At 66.7% G+C, this 21,327-nt stretch carries 12 protein-coding genes and 2 rRNA genes; 9 read left to right on the forward strand and 5 right to left on the reverse strand.

Going from position 1 to position 21,327, the window contains the following annotated elements; genetic code table 11:
- Positions 1 to 75: 75 nt before the first annotated feature.
- The 3 genes from ACYBSK_RS30560 to ACYBSK_RS30570 all read right to left on the reverse strand — a co-directional run bounded on the left by ACYBSK_RS30560 (position 76) and on the right by ACYBSK_RS30570 (position 7,075).
- Positions 76 to 3,197: ribosomal RNA gene (locus tag ACYBSK_RS30560) — 23S ribosomal RNA — on the reverse strand.
- A gap of 311 nt (positions 3,198 to 3,508) precedes the next feature.
- Positions 3,509 to 5,034 (reverse strand): 16S ribosomal RNA (locus ACYBSK_RS30565).
- Together the 16S and 23S rRNA genes form the textbook arrangement of a ribosomal RNA operon.
- Positions 5,035 to 5,686: 652 nt before the next feature.
- Positions 5,687 to 7,075 carry a cation:dicarboxylate symporter family transporter gene (locus ACYBSK_RS30570; RefSeq protein ID WP_457480471.1) on the reverse strand — a complete coding sequence of 463 codons (1,389 nt, stop codon included), beginning with the start codon at positions 7,073 to 7,075 and terminating at the stop codon, positions 5,687 to 5,689.
- A gap of 143 nt (positions 7,076 to 7,218) precedes the next feature.
- On the opposite strand from ACYBSK_RS30570, the gene ACYBSK_RS30575 reads away from it, so the two are divergent.
- Together ACYBSK_RS30575 and ACYBSK_RS30580 are read left to right on the forward strand one after the other, a co-directional pair.
- Positions 7,219 to 9,126, forward strand: a complete 1,908-nt coding sequence (locus ACYBSK_RS30575; protein ID WP_460244055.1) for a sensor histidine kinase — start codon at positions 7,219 to 7,221, stop codon at positions 9,124 to 9,126.
- A 5-nt stretch (positions 9,127 to 9,131) separates the two neighbouring features.
- Positions 9,132 to 9,803, forward strand: coding sequence for a response regulator (locus ACYBSK_RS30580; RefSeq protein WP_460247132.1), 672 nt, complete (start codon positions 9,132 to 9,134; stop codon positions 9,801 to 9,803).
- Between the two features lie 13 nt (positions 9,804 to 9,816).
- Here ACYBSK_RS30580 and ACYBSK_RS30585 read toward each other — a convergent pair whose 3' ends face one another.
- The gene (locus ACYBSK_RS30585) at positions 9,817 to 10,863 is read right to left on the reverse strand and encodes a YncE family protein (protein ID WP_460244056.1); all 1,047 of its coding nucleotides are present in this window, start codon (positions 10,861 to 10,863) and stop codon (positions 9,817 to 9,819) included.
- Between the two features lie 172 nt (positions 10,864 to 11,035).
- On the opposite strand from ACYBSK_RS30585, the gene ACYBSK_RS30590 reads away from it, so the two are divergent.
- The 4 genes from ACYBSK_RS30590 to ACYBSK_RS30605 all read left to right on the forward strand — a co-directional run bounded on the left by ACYBSK_RS30590 (position 11,036) and on the right by ACYBSK_RS30605 (position 14,950).
- Positions 11,036 to 12,403, forward strand: a complete 1,368-nt coding sequence (locus ACYBSK_RS30590; protein ID WP_460244057.1) for an ABC transporter substrate-binding protein — start codon at positions 11,036 to 11,038, stop codon at positions 12,401 to 12,403.
- Positions 12,404 to 12,494: 91 nt separating this feature from the next.
- Positions 12,495 to 13,304 (forward strand): carbohydrate ABC transporter permease, encoded by an 810-nt coding sequence (locus ACYBSK_RS30595; RefSeq protein WP_460247133.1) that lies wholly within the window; start codon positions 12,495 to 12,497, stop codon positions 13,302 to 13,304.
- Between the two features lies 1 nt (position 13,305).
- Complete coding sequence (locus ACYBSK_RS30600; protein ID WP_457480475.1) at positions 13,306 to 14,130, forward strand: carbohydrate ABC transporter permease; 825 nt, start codon at positions 13,306 to 13,308, stop codon at positions 14,128 to 14,130.
- Between the two features lie 112 nt (positions 14,131 to 14,242).
- Complete coding sequence (locus ACYBSK_RS30605) at positions 14,243 to 14,950, forward strand: helix-turn-helix domain-containing protein (RefSeq protein WP_457481911.1); 708 nt, start codon at positions 14,243 to 14,245, stop codon at positions 14,948 to 14,950.
- Between the two features lie 184 nt (positions 14,951 to 15,134).
- Here the strand turns inward: ACYBSK_RS30605 and ACYBSK_RS30610 are convergent, their stop codons facing one another.
- Positions 15,135 to 16,160: an ATP-dependent 6-phosphofructokinase gene (locus ACYBSK_RS30610; RefSeq protein WP_457480476.1), complete on the reverse strand. Its 1,026-nt coding sequence runs from the start codon at positions 16,158 to 16,160 to the stop codon at positions 15,135 to 15,137.
- A 295-nt stretch (positions 16,161 to 16,455) separates the two neighbouring features.
- On the opposite strand from ACYBSK_RS30610, the gene pta reads away from it, so the two are divergent.
- The 3 genes from pta to pyk all read left to right on the forward strand — a co-directional run bounded on the left by pta (position 16,456) and on the right by pyk (position 21,282).
- Positions 16,456 to 18,531, forward strand: coding sequence for a phosphate acetyltransferase (gene pta / locus ACYBSK_RS30615; protein WP_460244058.1), 2,076 nt, complete (start codon positions 16,456 to 16,458; stop codon positions 18,529 to 18,531).
- A gap of 31 nt (positions 18,532 to 18,562) precedes the next feature.
- On the forward strand, positions 18,563 to 19,777 hold the full coding sequence (locus tag ACYBSK_RS30620; RefSeq protein ID WP_457480478.1) for an acetate kinase: 1,215 nt from the start codon (positions 18,563 to 18,565) through the stop codon (positions 19,775 to 19,777).
- Positions 19,778 to 19,851: 74 nt separating this feature from the next.
- On the forward strand, positions 19,852 to 21,282 hold the full coding sequence (gene pyk, locus ACYBSK_RS30625) for a pyruvate kinase (RefSeq protein ID WP_457480479.1): 1,431 nt from the start codon (positions 19,852 to 19,854) through the stop codon (positions 21,280 to 21,282).
- The last annotated feature ends 45 nt before the right edge of the window (positions 21,283 to 21,327 follow it).

The raw sequence follows: 21,327 nt of genomic DNA on the forward strand, positions 1-21,327 counted from the left end.
GACAACCGGAGTCGTGGCCCATGACTACGACGGTTGTTCGTGGTTTCAGAACCAACACAGTGGACGCGAGCAACTGAGGACAAGCCCTCGGCCTATTAGTACCAGTCACCTCCACCCGTTACCGGGCTTCCAGATCTGGCCTATCAACCCAGTCGTCTACTGGGAGCCTTACCCCATCAAGTGGGTGGGAATACTCATCTCGAAGCAGGCTTCCCGCTTAGATGCTTTCAGCGGTTATCCCTCCCGAACGTAGCCAACCAGCCATGCCCTTGGCAGAACAACTGGCACACCAGAGGTTCGTCCGTCCCGGTCCTCTCGTACTAGGGACAGCCCTTCTCAATATTCCTGCGCGCACAGAGGATAGGGACCGAACTGTCTCACGACGTTCTAAACCCAGCTCGCGTACCGCTTTAATGGGCGAACAGCCCAACCCTTGGGACCGACTCCAGCCCCAGGATGCGACGAGCCGACATCGAGGTGCCAAACCATCCCGTCGATATGGACTCTTGGGGAAGATCAGCCTGTTATCCCCGGGGTACCTTTTATCCGTTGAGCGACGGCGCTTCCACAAGCCACCGCCGGATCACTAGTCCCGACTTTCGTCCCTGCTCGACCCGTCGGTCTCACAGTCAAGCTCCCTTGTGCACTTACACTCAACACCTGATTACCAACCAGGCTGAGGGAACCTTTGGGCGCCTCCGTTACCCTTTGGGAGGCAACCGCCCCAGTTAAACTACCCATCAGACACTGTCCCTGATCCGGATCACGGACCCAGGTTAGACATCCAGCACGACCAGAGTGGTATTTCAACGACGACTCCACAACCACTGGCGTGGCCGCTTCACAGTCTCCCACCTATCCTACACAAGCCGAACCGAACACCAATATCAAACTGTAGTAAAGGTCCCGGGGTCTTTCCGTCCTTCTGCGCGAAACGAGCATCTTTACTCGTAGTGCAATTTCACCGGGCCTATGGTTGAGACAGTCGAGAAGTCGTTACGCCATTCGTGCAGGTCGGAACTTACCCGACAAGGAATTTCGCTACCTTAGGATGGTTATAGTTACCACCGCCGTTTACTGGCGCTTAAGTTCTCAGCTTCGCCACACCGAAATGTGACTAACCGGTCCCCTTAACGTTCCAGCACCGGGCAGGCGTCAGTCCGTATACATCGCCTTACGGCTTCGCACGGACCTGTGTTTTTAGTAAACAGTCGCTTCTCGCTGGTCTCTGCGGCCACCCCCAGCTCAGAGTGCAAGACTCATCACCAGACGTGGCCCCCCTTCTCCCGAAGTTACGGGGGCATTTTGCCGAGTTCCTTAACCATAGTTCACCCGAACGCCTCGGTATTCTCTACCTGACCACCTGAGTCGGTTTAGGGTACGGGCCGCCATGAAACTCGCTAGAGGCTTTTCTCGACAGCATAGGATCATCCACTTCACCACAATCGGCTCGGCATCAGGTCTCAGGCACAAGCTGTCCGGATTTACCTAGACAGCGCCCTACACCCTTACCCCGGGACAACCACCGCCCGGGCTGGACTACCTTCCTGCGTCACCCCATCGCTCACCTACTACCAGCTTGGACCGGCGGCTCCACCACTCCGAACCACGTCAAAGACGAGGACGGCGGTTTCACGGCCTTAGCATCACTGGATTCGATGTCTTTCGCGTCACAGCGGGTACCGGAATATCAACCGGTTATCCATCGACTACGCCTGTCGGCCTCGCCTTAGGTCCCGACTTACCCTGGGCAGATCAGCTTGACCCAGGAACCCTTAGTCAATCGGCGCACACGTTTCTCACGTGTGAATCGCTACTCATGCCTGCATTCTCACTCGTGAACCGTCCACAACTACCTTCCGGTGCTGCTTCACCCGGCACACGACGCTCCCCTACCCATCACAGCAGGCGTTGGCCCTATTGCTGCAATGACACGACTTCGGCGGTACGCTTGAGCCCCGCTACATTGTCGGCGCGGAATCACTTGACCAGTGAGCTATTACGCACTCTTTCAAGGGTGGCTGCTTCTAAGCCAACCTCCTGGTTGTCTCTGCGACTCCACATCCTTTCCCACTTAGCGTACGCTTAGGGGCCTTAGTCGATGCTCTGGGCTGTTTCCCTCTCGACCATGGAGCTTATCCCCCACAGTCTCACTGCCGCGCTCTCACTTACCGGCATTCGGAGTTTGGCTAAGGTCAGTAACCCGGTAGGGCCCATCGCCTATCCAGTGCTCTACCTCCGGCAAGAAACACACGACGCTGCACCTAAATGCATTTCGGGGAGAACCAGCTATCACGGAGTTTGATTGGCCTTTCACCCCTAACCACAGGTCATCCCCCAGGTTTTCAACCCTGGTGGGTTCGGTCCTCCACGAAGTCTTACCTCCGCTTCAACCTGCCCATGGCTAGATCACTCCGCTTCGGGTCTTGAGCGCGCTACTATACCGCCCTATTCGGACTCGCTTTCGCTACGGCTTCCCCACACGGGTTAACCTCGCAACACACCGCAAACTCGCAGGCTCATTCTTCAAAAGGCACGCAGTCACGAGAACCAAGCAAGCTTGGTTCCGACGCTCCCACGGCTTGTAGGCACACGGTTTCAGGTACTATTTCACTCCGCTCCCGCGGTACTTTTCACCATTCCCTCACGGTACTATCCGCTATCGGTCACCAGGGAATATTTAGGCTTAACGGGTGGTCCCGCCAGATTCACACAGGATTTCTCGGGCCCCGTGCTACTTGGGTGTCTCTCAAACGAGCCGCTAACGTTTCAGCTACGGGGGTCTTACCCTCTACGCCGGACCTTTCGCATGTCCTTCGCCTACATCAACGGTTTCTTACTCGTCCCATCGCCGGCAGACGATGGAAGAGAGATCCCACAACCCCGCACACGCAACCCCTGCCGGGTCTCACACGTATACGGTTTGGCCTCATCCAGTTTCGCTCGCCACTACTCCCGGAATCACGGTTGTTTTCTCTTCCTGCGGGTACTGAGATGTTTCACTTCCCCGCGTTCCCTCCACACTGCCTATATATTCAGCAGCGGGTGACAGCCCATGACGACTGCCGGGTTTCCCCATTCGGAAACCCCCGGATCAAAGCCTGGTTGACGACTCCCCGGGGACTATCGTGGCCTCCCACGTCCTTCATCGGTTCCTGGTGCCAAGGCATCCACCGTGCGCCCTTAAAAACTTGGCCACAGATGCTCGCGTCCACTGTGCAGTTCTCAAACAACGACCAACCACCCGTCACAACCCGCCGAAGCAGATTTTTACCGGGGCCGGCATCGAGGTTCGGGACAAGCCCGTGCCCTCAGACACCCAACAGCGTGCCCGACACCCTCGCCGCTTCCCTCAACGTTCCACGCTCCGAAGAGCAGTACTGGTAGGAGAAGACGATCAAGTGTGCCGAATAATCAACGTTCCACCCATGAGCAACCACCGTCGAACATTTGCCGACGTAATGGCCCTGGACCACCGGGCAAGCCCGGCAGCCTAGATGCTCCTTAGAAAGGAGGTGATCCAGCCGCACCTTCCGGTACGGCTACCTTGTTACGACTTCGTCCCAATCGCCGGTCCCACCTTCGACAGCTCCCTCCCACAAGGGGTTGGGCCACCGGCTTCGGGTGTTACCGACTTTCGTGACGTGACGGGCGGTGTGTACAAGGCCCGGGAACGTATTCACCGCAGCAATGCTGATCTGCGATTACTAGCAACTCCAACTTCATGGGGTCGAGTTGCAGACCCCAATCCGAACTGAGACCGACTTTTTGAGATTCGCTCCACCTTGCGGTATCGCAGCTCATTGTATCGGCCATTGTAGCACGTGTGCAGCCCAAGACATAAGGGGCATGATGACTTGACGTCGTCCCCACCTTCCTCCGAGTTGACCCCGGCGGTCTCCTGTGAGTCCCCATCACCCCGAAGGGCATGCTGGCAACACAGAACAAGGGTTGCGCTCGTTGCGGGACTTAACCCAACATCTCACGACACGAGCTGACGACAGCCATGCACCACCTGTACACCGACCACAAGGGGGCGCCCATCTCTGGACGTTTCCGGTGTATGTCAAGCCTTGGTAAGGTTCTTCGCGTTGCGTCGAATTAAGCCACATGCTCCGCTGCTTGTGCGGGCCCCCGTCAATTCCTTTGAGTTTTAGCCTTGCGGCCGTACTCCCCAGGCGGGGCACTTAATGCGTTAGCTGCGGCGCGGACAACGTGGAATGTTGCCCACACCTAGTGCCCACCGTTTACGGCGTGGACTACCAGGGTATCTAATCCTGTTCGCTCCCCACGCTTTCGCTCCTCAGCGTCAGTAATGGCCCAGAGATCCGCCTTCGCCACCGGTGTTCCTCCTGATATCTGCGCATTTCACCGCTACACCAGGAATTCCGATCTCCCCTACCACACTCTAGCTAGCCCGTATCGACTGCAGACTCGGGGTTAAGCCCCGAGCTTTCACAATCGACGTGACAAGCCGCCTACGAGCTCTTTACGCCCAATAATTCCGGACAACGCTTGCGCCCTACGTATTACCGCGGCTGCTGGCACGTAGTTAGCCGGCGCTTCTTCTGCAGGTACCGTCACTTTCGCTTCTTCCCTGCTGAAAGAGGTTTACAACCCGAAGGCCGTCATCCCTCACGCGGCGTCGCTGCATCAGGCTTTCGCCCATTGTGCAATATTCCCCACTGCTGCCTCCCGTAGGAGTCTGGGCCGTGTCTCAGTCCCAGTGTGGCCGGTCGCCCTCTCAGGCCGGCTACCCGTCGTCGCCTTGGTGAGCCATTACCTCACCAACAAGCTGATAGGCCGCGGGCTCATCCTTCACCGCCGGAGCTTTTAACCCACCCCCAGGAGGAGGAGAGTGTTATCCGGTATTAGACCTCGTTTCCAAGGCTTGTCCCAGAGTGAAGGGCAGATTGCCCACGTGTTACTCACCCGTTCGCCACTAATCCACCCCGAAGGGCTTCATCGTTCGACTTGCATGTGTTAAGCACGCCGCCAGCGTTCGTCCTGAGCCAGGATCAAACTCTCCGTGAATGTTTCCCCGTAATCGGGGTGACACCACGAGAGCGGAACAGTCGGAGGAATAATCCGACCGTTCACAGCGTCCTCGCTGTGTGCCTTCCGAAGAAGGACTTTTCAAAGGAACCTCGTCCCAGCGGATGCTGGAGACGGGGTATCAACATATCTGGCGTTGATTTTTGGCACGCTGTTGAGTTCTCAAGGAACGGACGCTTCCTTTGTACTCACCCTCTCGGGCTTTCCTCCGGGCGCTTCCCTTCGGTCTTGCTGTTGTGCGTTTCCGACTCTATCAGACCGTTTAACCGGCCGATTTCCTCGGTCCCGCTTCGCTTTCCGGCCTTTCGGCTTTCCGGCGAGTCCGACTCTATCAGATCCTTTCGGGCCTGATTCCCAGTCAGTTGGGTTTGTCCTCGCGGCTGTTGGGCCGTTCCGACGTCCCAGACTTTAGCGGATTCCCCGGCCCCGAAGCCAATCGGGGTTCGGAATTGAATTCGGGCACGCCGAAATCATTCCCGGTGGGAGATCATGCTGAAGGTTGGGGGGTGTCGCCCAGTGGCTGGGCAACTCGCAGGACTCTACGCCACGTCCCTCCGCGGCACAAAAGCGGGGCCCGGTGCGACGGATCGCACCGGGCCCCGCACCTTGGTAGGCGCCTGGGAGGGGGAGGTCAGGCGCCTACCGGCTCCTTCGATCCGCCGTCGCGCGGCTCGGGTACGTCCTTGTCGGCGTCCGAGTCGGAGGCGGAGTCGAGCAGGGTGCGCTCGTCGAAGGGGAGGTCACCGGCGAGGACCTTCTTCACGCGGTCCCGGTCGACCTCGCCCGTCCACGTACCGATGAGCAGCGTGGCGACGGCGTTGCCCGCGAAGTTGGTGAGGGCGCGAGCCTCGCTCATGAAGCGGTCGATGCCGATGATCAGGCCCACGCCGTCGACCAGGCCCGGCTTGTGGGACTGGAGGCCGGAGGCGAGGACGGCGATGCCGGAGCCGGAGACGCCGGCCGCGCCCTTCGACGCGATCATCATGAAGAGGAGCAGGCCGATCTGTTCGCCGACGGACATCGGCTGGTTCATGGCGTCGGAGATGAAGATCGACGCCATGGTCAGGTAGATCATGGTGCCGTCGAGGTTGAAGGAGTAGCCGGTCGGGACGGTGATGCCGACGACCGGGCGGGAGACACCGAGGTGCTCCATCTTCGCGATCAGGCGCGGCAGGGCCGACTCCGACGACGATGTCGAGAGGATGAGGAGGAACTCGCGGCCCAGGTACTTGAGCAGCGAGAAGATGTTGAAGCCCGTCGCCAGGCGCATGATCGCCGCGAGGACGATGCCGACGAACAGGGCGCACGTGATGTAGAAGCCGACCATGATGGTGGCCAGGGCCTTCAGGGCGTCCACGCCCGTTTCGCCGATGACGGCGGCCATCGCGCCGAACGCGCCCACGGGGGCGGCCCACATGATCATGCCGAGGATCCGGAAGACGAGCTTCTGGATGTGCTCGACGCCGCGCAGGATCGGCTCGCCGGAGCGGCCCATGGCCTGGAGCGCGAAGCCCACGAGGAGGGCGACGAGCAGCGTCTGGAGGACGGAGTCGCCGGTGAAGGCGGAGACCATGGTGGTCGGGATGATGCCGAGGATGAAGTCGACGGGGCCTTCGCTGGCCTCCTCGGCGGCGGTGTGGCCGGCGCCCTTGACCGCCTCGGTGAGGTTCATGCCGTCGCCGGGGTGCAGGAAGTTGCCGACGATCAGGCCGATGGCCAGGGCGACGACCGACATCACGATGAAGTAGCCGAGGGCGAGGCCGCCCACCTTGCCGATCTTCGCGGCCTTCCGGACCGAGCCGACGCCCAGGACGATGGTGCAGAAGATGATGGGCGAGATCATCATCTTGATCAGGTTCACGAAGCCCGTGCCGATGGGCTTGAGTTCCTTGGCGAAGTCGGGTGCGATGAAGCCGACCGCGATACCGAGCAGCACGGCCACGATCACGGCGATGTAGAGATAGTGGGTGCGGTCCCGCTTCGCTGGTGCGGCTGGCCCTGTGGTCTCTGTCCCGGCCACGGTTCCTCCTGACGACGACGTCGGCGTACCAGGTCGTGCGGCTCACGCCCTGCGAATCCTGGCGACTATCTCTCTGCTCGGTGAGTACCGTCACCCTTCCGTTCATTTAGTTCGTGCTTATACGTGGAGGCAGACTGTTCCGCATGCGTCTCCCCCGTCCCCGCAGCCTCGCGGGCCAGCTCTTCGCGATGCAGGTCGTGCTGGTGGCCGTCGTGGTGGCGGGGTGTGCGCTCTTCACGTATCTCAGTGACCGGGGGCAGGCGGAGAGCAGTGCGCGGCGGCAGGCCACGGCGACGGCGCGGGCGGTCGCCGACGCGGAGTCCGTGCGGGAGGCGGCCTCGGGGGCCGTCGATCCGACGGCGCGGTTGCAGCCGTACGCGCGGGAGGTGCAGCGGCACACGGGCGTCGACTTCGTGACGATCATGGATCCGGACGGGATCCGGTGGACGCATCCCGACGAGCGGCAGATCGGGGAGCGCTACCTCGGGCACATCGGGCCCGCGCTGAAGGGACGGACGTTCTCGGAGACGTACACGGGGACGCTCGGGGCGTCGGTGCGGGTGGTGACGCCGGTGTACGACGAGGGGCGGCACCGGGTCGTCGGGCTGGTCAGCGCCGGCATCACGGTCGACGTGATCACTGAGCGGGCGCGGGGGCAGGTGCTCGCGGTGGCGGGGGTGGCGCTGGCCGCGCTCGTGCTCGGCGGTATTGGTACGTACGTCATAAACGCCCGTCTACGTCGGCACACGCACGGGATGAACGCCGCCGAGCTGAGCCGGATGCACGCGTATCACCAGGCAGCGCTGCACGCGGTGCGTGAGGGGCTGGTGATGCTGGACGGGCAGCGGCGGGTGGCGCTCATCAATGACGGGGCGCGGGTGCTGCTCGGTGTCGGGGACGACGTGGTGGGGCGGTCCGTGGCCGAGCTGGGGCTGCCGGCGCCGTTGACGGGGGCGTTGCTGGCCGCCGAGCCGCGGGTCGACGAGGTGCACCTGACGGTCGACCGGGTCGTGGTCGTCAATACGTCGCCGGTGGCGAGCGGGGACCGGCGGGGCACCGTCGTGACGCTCAGGGATCACACCGAACTCCAGTCGGTGATGGGCGAGTTGGACTCCGAGCGTGGGTTCACGCGGGCGTTGCGGTCGCAGGCGCACGAGGCGGCGAACCGGTTGCACACGGTGGTGTCGTTGATCGAGCTGGGCCGGGCGGAGGAGGCCGTGGAGTTCGCGACGGCGGAGCTGGAGCTGGCGCAGGCGTTGACGGACCAGGTCGTGGGTGCGGTGAGTGAGCCGGTGCTGGCGGCGTTGCTGCTGGGGAAGGCGGCGCAGGCCAATGAGCACGGGGTGGAGCTGGTGGTGTCGGCGGACACGCGGATCGACGACGGGTTGCTGCCGCAGGCGTTGCCCGCGCGGGACCTGGTCACCGTGCTCGGCAACCTTGTCGACAACGCGGTCGACGCGGCGCAGGGGGAGCCCGGGGCGAGGGTCACGGTGACCGCGCGGACGGGGGACGAGGGGTTGTTGCTGCGGGTGTCCGACACGGGGCCGGGGGTCGACCCGGAGCACGTCGACGCCGTCTTCGAGCGGGGGTGGTCGACGAAGCCGTCGGCGGCGGCGGGTGGGCGGGGGTTGGGGCTGGCGCTTGTGCGGCAGGCGTTGGCGCGGTGTGGTGGGGTTCTGGAGTTGGGGCGGGCGGTGGGGGGTGGGGCGGAGTTCACGGTGCGGGTGCCGCGTCATGCCTCCGGGGCGGGTGAGCCCCCTCAAGCCCCTGCGGCGATTGAGCAGCGGGGTTCGGGGCGGAGCCCCGTGGCCGCAACCCCCTCCGGGGTCGACGACTCGGGGCTCCGCCCCGGACCCCGCGCCTCAAACGCCGGCGAGGCTGAGATTGCCGGGACCGTCGACGAGGCCAGTTTCTCCGAGCGGGCTGAAAATGCCGGGACCGGCGGCGAGGCCGGCTTCCCCGAGCGGGCTGGAAGTGCCGGGACCGGCGGCGGGGCTGAGATTGCCGGAGTCGCAGGGTGTGGGCAGTTCCGTGAGGGAGGGAAGTCGTGAGTGGTGTGCAGCGGGGCATTCGGGTGCTGGTCGTCGAGGACGATCCCGTCGCCGCGGATGCGCACGCGTTGTACGTGGGGCGCGTGCCCGGGTTCCGGCCCGTGGGGAAGGCGCACTCCGCGGCGCAGGCCAAGCGGTTCCTGGACCGCAACCCCGTGGATCTGCTCCTGCTGGACCTGCACCTGCCGGACGGCCACGGCCTGGCGCTCGCCCGGTCCCTGCGGGCGGCCGGGCATCAGGCGGACGTCATCGCGGTGACGTCGGCGCGGGACCTGGCCGTGGTCCGCGAGGGCGTGTCGCTCGGGGTCGTGCAGTACGTGCTGAAACCGTTCACGTTCCCGACGCTGCGGGACCGGCTCGTGCGCTACGCCGAGTACCGCGCGACGACCGGCGAGGCGTCCGGCCAGGACGAGGTCGACCGGGCGATCGCCACGCTGCGTTCGCCGGCTCCGGCCGCGCTGCCCAAGGGGCTGAGCGCGCCGACCCTGGAGCGGGTGACGCAGGCGTTGCGGGAGGTGCCGGAGGGCATGACCGCGGCGGCGTCCGCGGAGGCGATCGGGATCTCGCGGATCACCGCCCGGCGGTATCTGGAGCACCTCGTCGACTCCGGCCGGGCGGTGCGCAGCCCGCAGTACGGGCAGGTCGGCCGGCCGGAGCTCGTCTACACCTGGAAGTAGCGCGCGGCGGCGCTCACTTCCGTACGGCGAACTTCGTCAGGAGGTCCTCGCCGGCCGGGCCCGTGCCCGACTTGTCGACGACGTACGCGGTGCCGCGCGCGATCTCGACGTGGTTCGGGTTGGCGCCCGTGCTCACCGTTTTGACGACGGAGCCCTTGCGGGGGTCGACGACGGTGGCGGTCGCGTCGGTGCGGTTGACGGCGACGAGCTTGCCGGAGCGGTCGTCGGCTGCGACGGAGAGGGTGCCCGCGCCGGTCGCGACGGACTTGGTGACCAGGCCCTTGTCGAGGTCGACGACGGAGACGGTGCCGGCGGTGTTGTCGGCGGTGTAGGCGGTGCGGCCGTTCTTGGAGAGGGCCACGGAGATCGGGCCGTCGCCGGTCGGGATGAGGCGCGGCTCGTCGGACCCGCGGGTGACCTCGATGAGCTGGTCGTTGGTGAGGTCGGCGGCGTAGACCGTGCCGGTGCGCTCGTTGACGGTGAGGCCGGTCGGGCCGGCGCCCTCGACGGTGACGCGCTTCTTCTCGGCGAACGTACGGCTGTCGAAGCCGACGACGCTGCCGTCGCCGAAGCCGCTCGCCCAGACGGTGTCGTGCTTGTCGTCGACGACGATCTCGCGGGCGTGGGCGACGTTCGGGAGGGTGGCGAGGTGGGCGCCGTTCTTCTGGCTGTAGACGGCGACCGAGTTGTTGCGGGTGTTGGTGACCCACACGGTGTTGTGCTCGTCGTCGACCGCGATGCCGTAGACCGCCTCGACGGCGCCGGTGGCGGCGTCGGTGACCGGCGGGGTGTACGTCGCCTCGACCTTGAGCGTCTTCGGGTCGAGCTTGGTGAGCGCGGACGTGGTCACCGGGGGGCGGCCCACGGCCGACGTCGTCCACAGGGCGTGGTTCCGCTCCGAGTACGCCGACTGGTAGAGGCCTTTGGTGACGGGGGCGGAGGCGGCGGCCGGGCCGGTGGGGGCGGCGCTCGCGGTGCCGGTCTGGGCCGCGGTGGCGCCCGCGACGAGGGCCACGGCGACGGCGGCGGAACGGCGGAGCCTGGGAGTGATTCGAGGCATGCTGCGTCAATCTCCTTCACGGATGGGGGCGTTGCGACGCCACCCGAAGATTAACTTAGCTTAGCCTTACCTAACTTGCACAACCCATTGACCCTGATCGGCGCCGCGCTTACGTTCACGTGCAGCCCCGCGTGACAACGATGCCCGCGATGCTTCGTAGGAGGTCGTGCCCGTGCGCCCCACCGCCCCGATCCTCACCGTCTCCGTCCTGCTGGCCGCCGCGACGCTCACCGCCTGCGGCGGCGGCTCCGGAAGCGACTCGGACACCATCAAGGTCTCCTTCAAGCAGTCCATGGACAACAAGGTCAAGGTCATGGACGACTACCTGGCCGCGATGAAGAAGAAGTTCGAGAAGGCGAACCCCGGCAAGAAGGTGGAGTTCGTCCCGATCAAGGCCCCGGACGCGGAGTACTACACCAAGCTCCAGCAGATGCTGCGCTCCCCCAGGACCGCCCCCGACCTCGTCTACGAGGACACCTTCCTCATCAACTCCGACATCGCCAGCGGGTATCTGAAGCCCCTCGACCCGTACCTGGACAAGTGGGCGGACTGGGACCAGTTCGTCGACACCGCGAAGACCGCGGCGAAGGCCAGGGACGGCAAGACGTACGGCGTTCCGGACGGCACCGACACCCGCGGCCTCTGGTACGACAAGGCGATCCTGAAGAAGGCCGGGATCGCGCTGCCGTGGCAGCCGAAGAACTGGGACGAGGTCCTGGACGCGGCCCGCGCCGTCAAGAAGAAGGTCCCCGGCGTCACCCCGCTGAACGTCTACACCGGCAAACCCGCCGGCGAGGCCTCCACCATGCAGGGCTTCCAGATGCTCCTGTACGGGACCGGGTCCGGGGCCGCCGACCCGCTCTACGACAAGGGCAGCGGCAAGTGGGTCACCGGCTCGAAGGCGTTCAAGGACAGCCTCGGGTTCGTGGAGACGGTGTTCGAGGAGAAGCTCGGCCCCGACGTCTCCGACGCCCTCGATCCGAACTTCCCGACGCGGGTGCGCGGCGAGCTGCTGCCCGAGGGCAAGCTCGGCATCAACCTCGACGGCTCCTGGCTGCCGCAGGACTGGATCGAGGGCAGCGGGCACGAGTGGCCCGAGTGGTCGCAGAAGCTCGGCCTCGCCCCCATGCCCACGCAAGAAGGGCAGGCGCCCGGCAAGGTCTCCATGTCCGGCGGCTGGACCTGGGCGATCCCGTCCAAGGCGGCCAACCCCGACCTCGCCTTCGACTTCGTCAAGACGATGCAGACCAAGGAGAACGCCAAGCGCTGGTACATCGCCAACTCCGGCATCGCGGTCCGCAAGGACGTCGCCGACGACCCCGCGTACGTGAAGGCGCAGCCCGGCATCAAGTTCTTCACGGACCTCGTGGCGAGCACCCACTACCGGCCCGCGTACCCGGCGTACCCGAAGGTCTCCACGGCGATCCAGGAGGCGATGGAGTCGGTGACGACCGGTGACGCGTCGGTCGACGAGGCGGCGGCCACGTACGACGAGCAGGTGAGGACGGCGGCGGACGGGAAGGTCGTCAAGAAGCCCTAGGCGCAGTGGAGTTGAGGGAGAGAGCAGCACCAGCGTGAAACGTCGCAGAACCGTCCTCCGGCTCGTACCGATCGCCCCGGCGACCCTCGTCATGGCCCTGTTCCTCGCGGGGCCGATCGCGTACTGCGCCTACATCGCCTTCACCGACCTCCAGCTGACCGGCCAGGCGGAGTCGTCCTTCGTCGGCTTCGACAACTTCACGACGGCGTTCAAGGACGACGCGTTCCTGAACGCCGTGTGGCTGACGCTCGTCTTCACGTTCCTGTCGTCGATCGTCGGGCAGAACACGCTGGGCCTCGCGCTCGCGGCGCTGATGCGGCGCGCGTCGAAGCCGGTCCGGAGCCTCACGGGTGCCGTCGTGGTGGCGGCGTGGGTGCTGCCGGAGGTCGTCGCCGGCTTCCTGCTGTACGCCTTCTTCCGCCGCGAGGGCACCCTCAACGCGATCCTCGACTGGCTCCAACTGCCCAGCCAGAACTGGCTGTTCACCCTGCCGATCCTCGCGGTGTCGTTCGCGAACGTGTGGCGCGGCACCGCCTTCTCGATGCTCGTGTACTCGGCGGCGCTCTCCGAGATCCCGACGGAGGTCACCGAGTCCGCCGAGGTGGACGGGGCGAACACCTGGCAGCGCCTGTGGCACATCACGCTGCCGATGATCCGCCGCTCCATCGGCACGAACCTGATGCTGAACACCCTCCAGACGCTGTCCGTCTTCGGCCTGATCTGGGTGATGACCCGCGGCGGGCCCGGCAACGACAGCCAGACCCTCCCCCTGTTCATGTACGAGCAGGCCTTCCAGAAGTCCATGATCGGCTACGGCACCGCGGTCGCGCTGCTGCTGCTCGTGGTCGGCTCCCTGTTCTCGCTGGTGTACATGCGGCTGCTGCGCACGGAGGAGACCTGAGGTGAAGACCCGTATCCGTAGGCGGCTCACGGCGGACACGGCGCTGCTCGTCGTCGCGCTCGCCTTCGCGCTGCCGCTGGCGTGGGTCGTGCTGTCGTCGGTCGACGCGGGGGCGAATCTGCGGGTGAAGTGGCCGGAGCGGTTCACGTTCGGCAACTTCGACGACGTGCTCACGCCCGACGTCACGTTCACGCCGCTGCTCAACTCGCTGATCCTGTGCGGCGGCGCGACGGCCCTCACGGTCGGCTGCGCGGCGCTCGCCGCGTATCCGCTCTCCCGCTACCGTTCGCGGCTGAACACACCGTTCCTCACGACGACGCTGTTCGCGACGTGCCTGCCGATCACTGCGGTCATGGTGCCGGTGTACGCGCTGTTCGTGCAGGTGAACCTGATCGACACGATGTCCGGCACCATCTACTTCTTCGCCGCGTCCCAACTCCCGTTCGCCGTATGGCTGATGAAGAACTTCATGGACGGCGTGCCGAAGGAGCTGGAGGAGGCGGCCTGGACGGACGGCGCGAACACCTTCCAGGGGCTCGTACGGATCGTGCTGCCGCTGATGGGGCCCGGCGTCGCCGTCGTCACCGTGTACGCGTTCGCGATGATGTGGGGGAACTTCTTCGTCCCGTTCATGCTGCTGCTCTCCCCCGACCAGATGCCGGCCTCGGTCAGCATCAACGACTTCTTCGGCAACCGGGGCACCGTCGTGTACGGGCAGCTCGCCGCGTTCTCCATCATCTACTCGACACCCGTGGTCCTGCTGTACGTCCTGGTGTCGCGGCGCTTCGGCGGGGGGTTCGCGCTCGGCGGGGCGGTGAAGGGGTGAGCGGTCTCGTCCTTGTGCATGAGTCGGACGGGCCTCAAGTTCCGTCAACAGGTACCAAATTGTCACGCGGAACGCACGGACCGTAGCCAAGCGCCCCGTGACCCCCTACTTTGTGCCCGTGCAGCACGAGGTCACGTCCAACCAGCCGACACCACCGTTCAACGCCCCCGCCGCCCGACGGCTGCGCGAAGCGCTCGGGATGGCGCCGGGGCACGTCGCGTACGGCATGCGCGCGAGTTACGGGCTCGCGCACGTCACGCCGGACCTCATCGTCGCCTGGGAGCGCGGCGAGGGGACGCCGTCGGCCGGTGAACTCACCGCGCTCGCCGGGGCGTTGTGGTGCTCGCCGAGCGAACTCATCGGTGCGCCGAGGACCCTGCGGGAGCATCGGCTCGCGCACGGGCTGGCGCCGGAGGACGTGGCGCGGGCGGTCGGGATGGAGATCCATTCGTATCTGCGGATGGAGGAGACCGGCGACTGGCAGGGCAACGACCGGCAGGCGACGGCGCTCGCGCAGACGCTGCGGCTGGGGCCGCGGGCGCTGTCGACGGTGACCGGGCGGGACGCGCAGCTGGCGGAGTTGTTGCGGGATGCGGCGCGGACGCGGTGGCAGGGGGCGGTGCGGCCGGTGGCGCGGTTGGTCGCGGTGCAGCGCAGGGAGTTGGAGGATGTGCTGCACGAGATGCATTTGGAGTATCAGGCGTTGATGGCGGCGACGTTGAGTTGGGGTGGGGGGACCTCCGTGGAGTCCGGGGAGGCGGGGAGGCTGTTCCTGGACCGGATCCTGGACGAGTTCTGGTCCCGGATCCGGGTGCGGTGAGCCTCCGGCGGGGCTTGCGGTTTTCCAGCCTCGCCGGCGTTTGAGGCGCGGGGTGCGGGGCGGAGCCCCGGGGGTGAGCGGCGACGCGGCTGGAAAGATCGGGGCTCCGCCCCGGACCCCGCTGCTCAAACGCCGCAGGGGCTTGATGGGCTCACCCGCCGCAGGGGCTTGATTGGCCCGCGGGTTAGAAGACGGACTCCGCCTCGTCCATGCGGTCCTTGGGGACCGTTTTGAGTTCGGTGACGGCTTCGGCGAGGGGGACCATCGTGATGTCCGTGCCCTTGAGGGACGTCATCTTGCCGAATTCGCCGCGGTGCACCGCCTCCACCGCGTGCCAGCCGAACCGCGTGGCGAGCACGCGGTCGTAGGCCGTGGGGGTGCCGCCGCGCTGGACGTGGCCGAGGATGACCGGGCGGGCCTCCTTGCCGAGGCGGCGCTCCAGCTCGTAGGCGAGGGCCGTACCGATGCCCTGGAAGCGCTCGTGGCCGAACTGGTCGATCTCACCCGTGCCGTAGTCCATGGTCCCGGGGGCGGGGTGCGCGCCCTCCGCGACGCAGATGACGGCGAACTTCTTGCCGCGGGAGAACCGCTCCTCGACCATCTTGACCAGGTCGGACGGGTCGAAGGGCCGCTCCGGCAGGCAGATGCCGTGGGCGCCGCCGGCCATGCCGGACTCCAGCGCGATCCACCCCGCGTGCCGGCCCATGACCTCGACGACCATCACCCGCTGGTGGGACTCGGCGGTCGTCTTCAGCCGGTCGATCGCCTCCGTGGCGACGCCGACGGCGGTGTCGAAGCCGAAGGTGCGGTCGGTGGAGGAGATGTCGTTGTCGATCGTCTTCGGCACGCCGACCACCGGCAGCCCGGCGTCGGACAGCATGCGGGCCGCCGTGAGCGTGCCCTCGCCGCCGATCGGGATGAGGGCGTCGAAGCCGATCTCCTCGGCGAGCTGCTTCGCGTTCTCGCAGGCTGCGCGGAAACGGTCGCGCTCCAGGCGCGAAGAGCCGAGAATGGTGCCGCCCCGGGCGAGGATGCCACTGACCTCGTTGAGGTCGAGCGGTCGGAATCGCCCGTCGAGGAGACCCGCATAGCCGTCCTCGAAGCCGAGCACCTCGTCGCCGTAGTGCGTGACGGCGCGGTGCACGACCGACCGGATCACGGCGTTCAGGCCAGGGCAGTCGCCGCCTGCGGTGAGAACTCCGATACGCATCGTGCTGTGTCTCCTGCTCGCTGCTGGTACGTCGGTGAGCGTTGTCGATTGTTCCACGCTCCCGGAGGGGGCGCGCTCGCGCTCGGCCGCGCGGGGAGCTTCGGGAGGGGCTTCCTGGGCACGTGGACCCTGTGGGAAGGGCCTTTTGTCCGGCGGGCGACCTAGCCACCGCCGGAGGTATTGTCAAGAGGGCACGGGTTTCATTACGGGCCTTTTTTTGACCCGAAGGAGACCGGATCGGCCCGGAAAACCCGGGTTCGGACGCGTAGGACCACGAGGGAAACGGAGAGCACGCGTGACGCGCAGCGTGTACGTGACCGGGATCGACCGCGGCGACGGCCGCCAGGTCGTGGAGCTGGGGGTCATGGAGCTCCTGACCCGACAGGTCGACCGGGTGGGGGTCTTCCGACCGCTCGTCCACGACGGCCCCGACCGGCTCTTCGACCTGCTGCGGGCCCGTTACCGGCTGTCGCAGGACCCGGCGACCGTGTACGGCCTCGACTACCACGAGGCCTCCGCCATCCAGGCCGAGCAGGGCACCGACGAGCTGGTCTCACGGCTCGTCGACCGGTTCCACGCGGTGGCCCGCGACTTCGACGTCGTCCTCGTGCTCGGCACGGACTTCGCGGACACCCAGCTCCCGGACGAGCTGGCCCTCAACGCCCGGCTCGCCAACGAGTTCGGCGCCTCCGTGATCCCGGTCGTCGGCGGCAAGAAGCAGACCGAGGAATCGGTGCGCGCCGAGGCCCGCAACGCCTACCGCGCCTACGACGGCCTGGGCTGCGACGTCCTCGCGATGGTGGTCAACCGAGTGACCCCGGCGGACCGCGAGGAGATCGCCGACAAGCTCGCCAACCGGCTGCCCGTGCCCTGTTACGTGCTGCCCGACGAGCCCGCGCTCGCGGCGCCGACCGTCGCCCAGATCACGTACGCCCTGGGCGGCAAGGTGCTGCTCGGTGACGACTCGGGGCTCGCCCGCGACGCCCTCGACTTCGTCTTCGGCGGCGCCATGCTGCCGAACTTCCTCAACGCCCTGACGCCGGGCTGCATGGTCGTCACCCCCGGGGACCGCGCGGACCTGGTCGTCGGCGCGCTCGCCGCGCACAGCGCGGGGACCCCGCCGATCGCGGGCGTCCTGCTGACCCTGAACGAGCAGCCCGGCGAGGGCGTCCTCAAGCTCGCGGAGCGCCTCGCGCCGGGCACCCCGGTGGTCGCGGTGGCGGGCGGCTCCTTCCCGACGGCGGCCGAACTGTTCGCCATGGAAGGCAAGTTGAACGCGGCGACGCCCCGCAAGGCGGAGACCGCGCTCGGCGTCTTCGAGAAGCACGTCGACACGGCCGGGCTGCTGCGGACCATCCAGGCGCCGTCCTCCGACCGCCTCACGCCGATGATGTTCGAGCACAAGCTGCTGGAGCAGGCCCGTTCGGACAAGCGCCGCGTCGTCCTCCCGGAGGGCACCGAGGAGCGCGTGCTGCGCGCCGCGGACGTCCTGCTGCGCCGCGGCGTCTGCGACCTGACCCTCCTCGGACCGGTCGAGCAGATCCGCAAGAAGGCCGCCGACCTCGGCGTCGACCTCGCCGACAGCGACCTCATCGACCCCCAGACCTCGCCGCTGCGGGAACGGTTCGCCGACGCGTACGCGGCGCTGCGCGCCCACAAGGGCGTCACGCCGGAGCTGGCCCACGACGTGGTCGCCGACGTGAACTACTTCGGCACGCTGATGGTGCAGGAAGGCCTGGCCGACGGCATGGTCTCCGGCTCCGTGCACTCCACGGCCGCGACCATCCGGCCCGCGTTCGAGATCATCAAGACCAAGCCGGACGCCGCGATCGTGTCGTCCGTCTTCTTCATGTGCCTGGCCGACAAGGTCCTCGTCTACGGCGACTGCGCCGTGAACCCGGACCCGAACGCCAAGCAGCTCGCCGACATCGCCGTCCAGTCGGCCGCGACCGCCGCCCAGTTCGGCGTCGACCCGCGGATCGCGATGCTGTCGTACTCGACCGGCACCTCCGGCTCGGGCGCCGACGTCGACAAGGTCCGCGAGGCCACGGAGATCGTCAAGGGCGCGCGGCCCGACCTGCGGGTCGAGGGCCCGATCCAGTACGACGCCGCCGTGGAGCCCAGCGTCGCGGCCACCAAGCTGCCCGGTTCCGAGGTCGCGGGCCAGGCCAGCGTGCTGATCTTCCCGGACCTCAACACGGGCAACAACACGTACAAGGCCGTGCAGCGCTCGGCCGGCGCGATCGCCGTCGGCCCGGTCCTCCAGGGTCTGCGCAAGCCGGTCAACGACCTGTCGCGCGGCGCCCTCGTGCAGGACATCGTGAACACGGTCGTCATCACGGCGATCCAGGCCCAGACCCCCGCCAACTGATCCCCCCACCACCCCATCGAAAGCAGTACCCGTGACAGCGACTCGCATCCTCGTCCTGAACTCCGGCTCCTCGTCGGTGAAGTACCAGCTCCTCGACATGGCGGACCAGGCCCGCCTCGCCGTCGGCCTGGTCGAGCGCATCGGGGAGGAGACCTCCCGGCTCAAGCACACGCCGCTGGCCACCGGCGGGGACACCCGTGAGCAGAACCGGCCGATCGCCGACCACGAGGAGGCGCTCAAGGCGGTCGCCGAGGAGCTGTCCCGGGACGGGCTCGGCCTGGACTCCCCCGAGCTGGCCGCGATCGGCCACCGCGTGGTGCACGGCGGCAAGCTGTTCACGCAGCCGACCGTCGTCGACGACGCGGTGCTCAAGGAGGTGGAGCGGCTCATCCCGGTGGCGCCGCTGCACAACCCGGCGAACCTGACGGGCATCCGGACCGCCCAGGCGCTGCGCCCGGACCTGCCGCAGGTCGCGGTCTTCGACACGGCGTTCCACACGACGATGCCGGAGTCCGCCGCGCGCTACGCGATCGACGTGAAGACCGCCGACGAGCACCGGGTCCAGCGCTACGGCTTCCACGGCACCTCGCACGCGTACGTCTCGCGCAAGACGGCCGCGCTGCTGGGCAGGGCCCCGGAGGACGTCAACGTCATCGTGCTGCACCTGGGCAACGGCGCCTCCGCCTCGGCGGTGCGCGGCGGGAGCTGCGTCGAGACATCGATGGGGCTGACCCCGCTTGAGGGGCTCGTGATGGGTACGCGTTCAGGAGACGTCGATCCGGCCGTCATCTTCCATCTGATGCGGGTGGGCAAGATGTCCGCGGACGAGATCGACGACCTGCTCAACAAGAAGTCGGGCCTGATCGGGCTCTGCGGCGACAACGACATGCGGGAGATCCGCCGTCGCATCGACGAGGGCGACCAGGAGGCGCGGCTCGCCTTCGACATCTACGTCCACCGCCTGAAGAAGTACATCGGCGCCTACTACGCGGTGCTCGGCCGGGTGGACGCGATCGCCTTCACGGCGGGGGTCGGCGAGAACGCGGCGCCGGTGCGCGAGGCTGCGGTCGCGGGCCTGGAGGAGCTGGGTCTCGCGGTCGACGGCGAGCTCAATTCCGTACGTTCCGACGAGCCGCGGCTCATCTCGCCCGAGTACGCCCGGGTGGCCGTCGCCGTGGTGCCGACCGACGAGGAGCTGGAGATCGCGCAGCAGACCTACGAACTCGTCCGAGGACGCAACGACTGAGCGCCCGCCCGCCCATTTGTAGATTCCACCAGACGGAATATTCCGTAGCGAAACAAACCGATAGGATCGCCCCCATGCGCCGTTCCAAAATCGTCTGCACGCTGGGCCCCGCCGTCGACTCCGAAGAGCAGCTCGTCTCGCTGATCGAGGCCGGCATGAACGTGGCCCGCTTCAACTTCAGCCACGGCACCCACGCCGAGCACCAGGGTCGCTACGACCGTGTTCGCGCCGCCGCCGAGAAGACGGGCCGCGCCGTGGGCGTGCTCGCCGACCTCCAGGGCCCGAAGATCCGCCTGGAGACCTTCGCCGAGGGCCCCGTCGAGCTGGTGCGCGGTGACGAGTTCACCATCACCACCGAGGACGTCCCGGGCGACAAGTCGATCTGCGGCACGACCTACAAGGGTCTGCCCGGCGACGTCTCCAAGGGCGACCAGGTCCTGATCAACGACGGCAACGTCGAGCTGCGCGTCGTCGAGGTCGACGGGCCGCGCGTGAAGACGATCGTCGTCGAGGGCGGTGTCATCTCCGACCACAAGGGCATCAACCTGCCCGGCGCGGCGGTGAACGTCCCGGCCCTGTCCGAGAAGGACATCGAGGACCTCCGCTTCGCCCTGCGGATGGGCTGCGACATGGTCGCCCTGTCCTTCGTGCGCGACGCCAACGACGTCAAGGACGTCCACAAGATCATGGACGAGGAGGGGCGTCGCGTCCCCGTCGGCGCCAAGGTCGAGAAGCCGCAGGCCGTCGACAACATGGAGGGCGTCGTCGCGGCCTTCGACTGGATCATGGTCGCCCGTGGTGACCTGGCCGTCGAGTACCCGCTCGAGAAGGTCCCGATGGTGCAGAAGCGCCTCGTGGAGATGTGCCGCCGCAACGCCAAGCCGGTGATCGTCGCGACCCAGATGATGGAGTCGATGATCACCAACTCCCGTCCGACGCGCGCCGAGGCCTCCGACGTCGCGAACGCGATCCTGGACGGTGCCGACGCGGTCATGCTGTCGGCCGAGTCCTCGGTCGGCGCGTACCCGATCGAGACCGTCAAGACGATGTCGAAGATCGTCCAGGCGGCCGAGCAGGAGCTGCTCTCCAAGGGCCTCCAGCCGCTCGTGCCGGGCAAGAAGCCCCGTACGCAGGGTGGTTCGGTGGCCCGTGCCGCGTGCGAGATCGCGGACTTCCTGAACGGCGAGGCGCTGGTCGCCTTCACCAAGTCCGGTGACACGGCCCGCCGCCTGTCCCGCTACCGCGCCGCGCAGCCGATCCTGGCGTTCACCACGGACGAGGAGACCCGCAACCAGCTCTCGCTGAGCTGGGGCGTCGAGTCGCACGTCGTGCCGCACGTGGACAACACGGACGCCATGGTCGACCTGGTCGACGCCGAGCTGGTGAAGCTGAACCGCTTCAACGACGGCGACACGGTGGTCATCACGGCCGGTTCGCCCCCCGGCGTCCCCGGCACCACCAACATGGTCCGGGTGCACCACCTGGGCGGCGGCGAGCGCGACTGACGCGTCACCGCGTGCCCGAGCACATGAGCGCATGACAAAGGGCGC

The sequence above is a fragment of the Streptomyces sp. BYX5S genome, assembly GCF_054724165.1.

Bases quoted from the DNA above. Each gene is read 5' to 3' on its own strand.
- ACYBSK_RS30585 (WP_460244056.1), bottom strand. From the start codon at position 10,863: ATGCCTCGAATCACTCCCAGGCTCCGCCGTTCCGCCGCCGTCGCCGTG.
- ACYBSK_RS30575 (WP_460244055.1), top strand. From the start codon at position 7,219: ATGCGTCTCCCCCGTCCCCGCAGCCTCGCGGGCCAGCTCTTCGCGATG.
- ACYBSK_RS30595 (WP_460247133.1), top strand. From the start codon at position 12,495: ATGGCCCTGTTCCTCGCGGGGCCGATCGCGTACTGCGCCTACATCGCC.
- ACYBSK_RS30610 (WP_457480476.1), bottom strand. From the start codon at position 16,160: ATGCGTATCGGAGTTCTCACCGCAGGCGGCGACTGCCCTGGCCTGAAC.
- pyk (WP_457480479.1), top strand. From the start codon at position 19,852: ATGCGCCGTTCCAAAATCGTCTGCACGCTGGGCCCCGCCGTCGACTCC.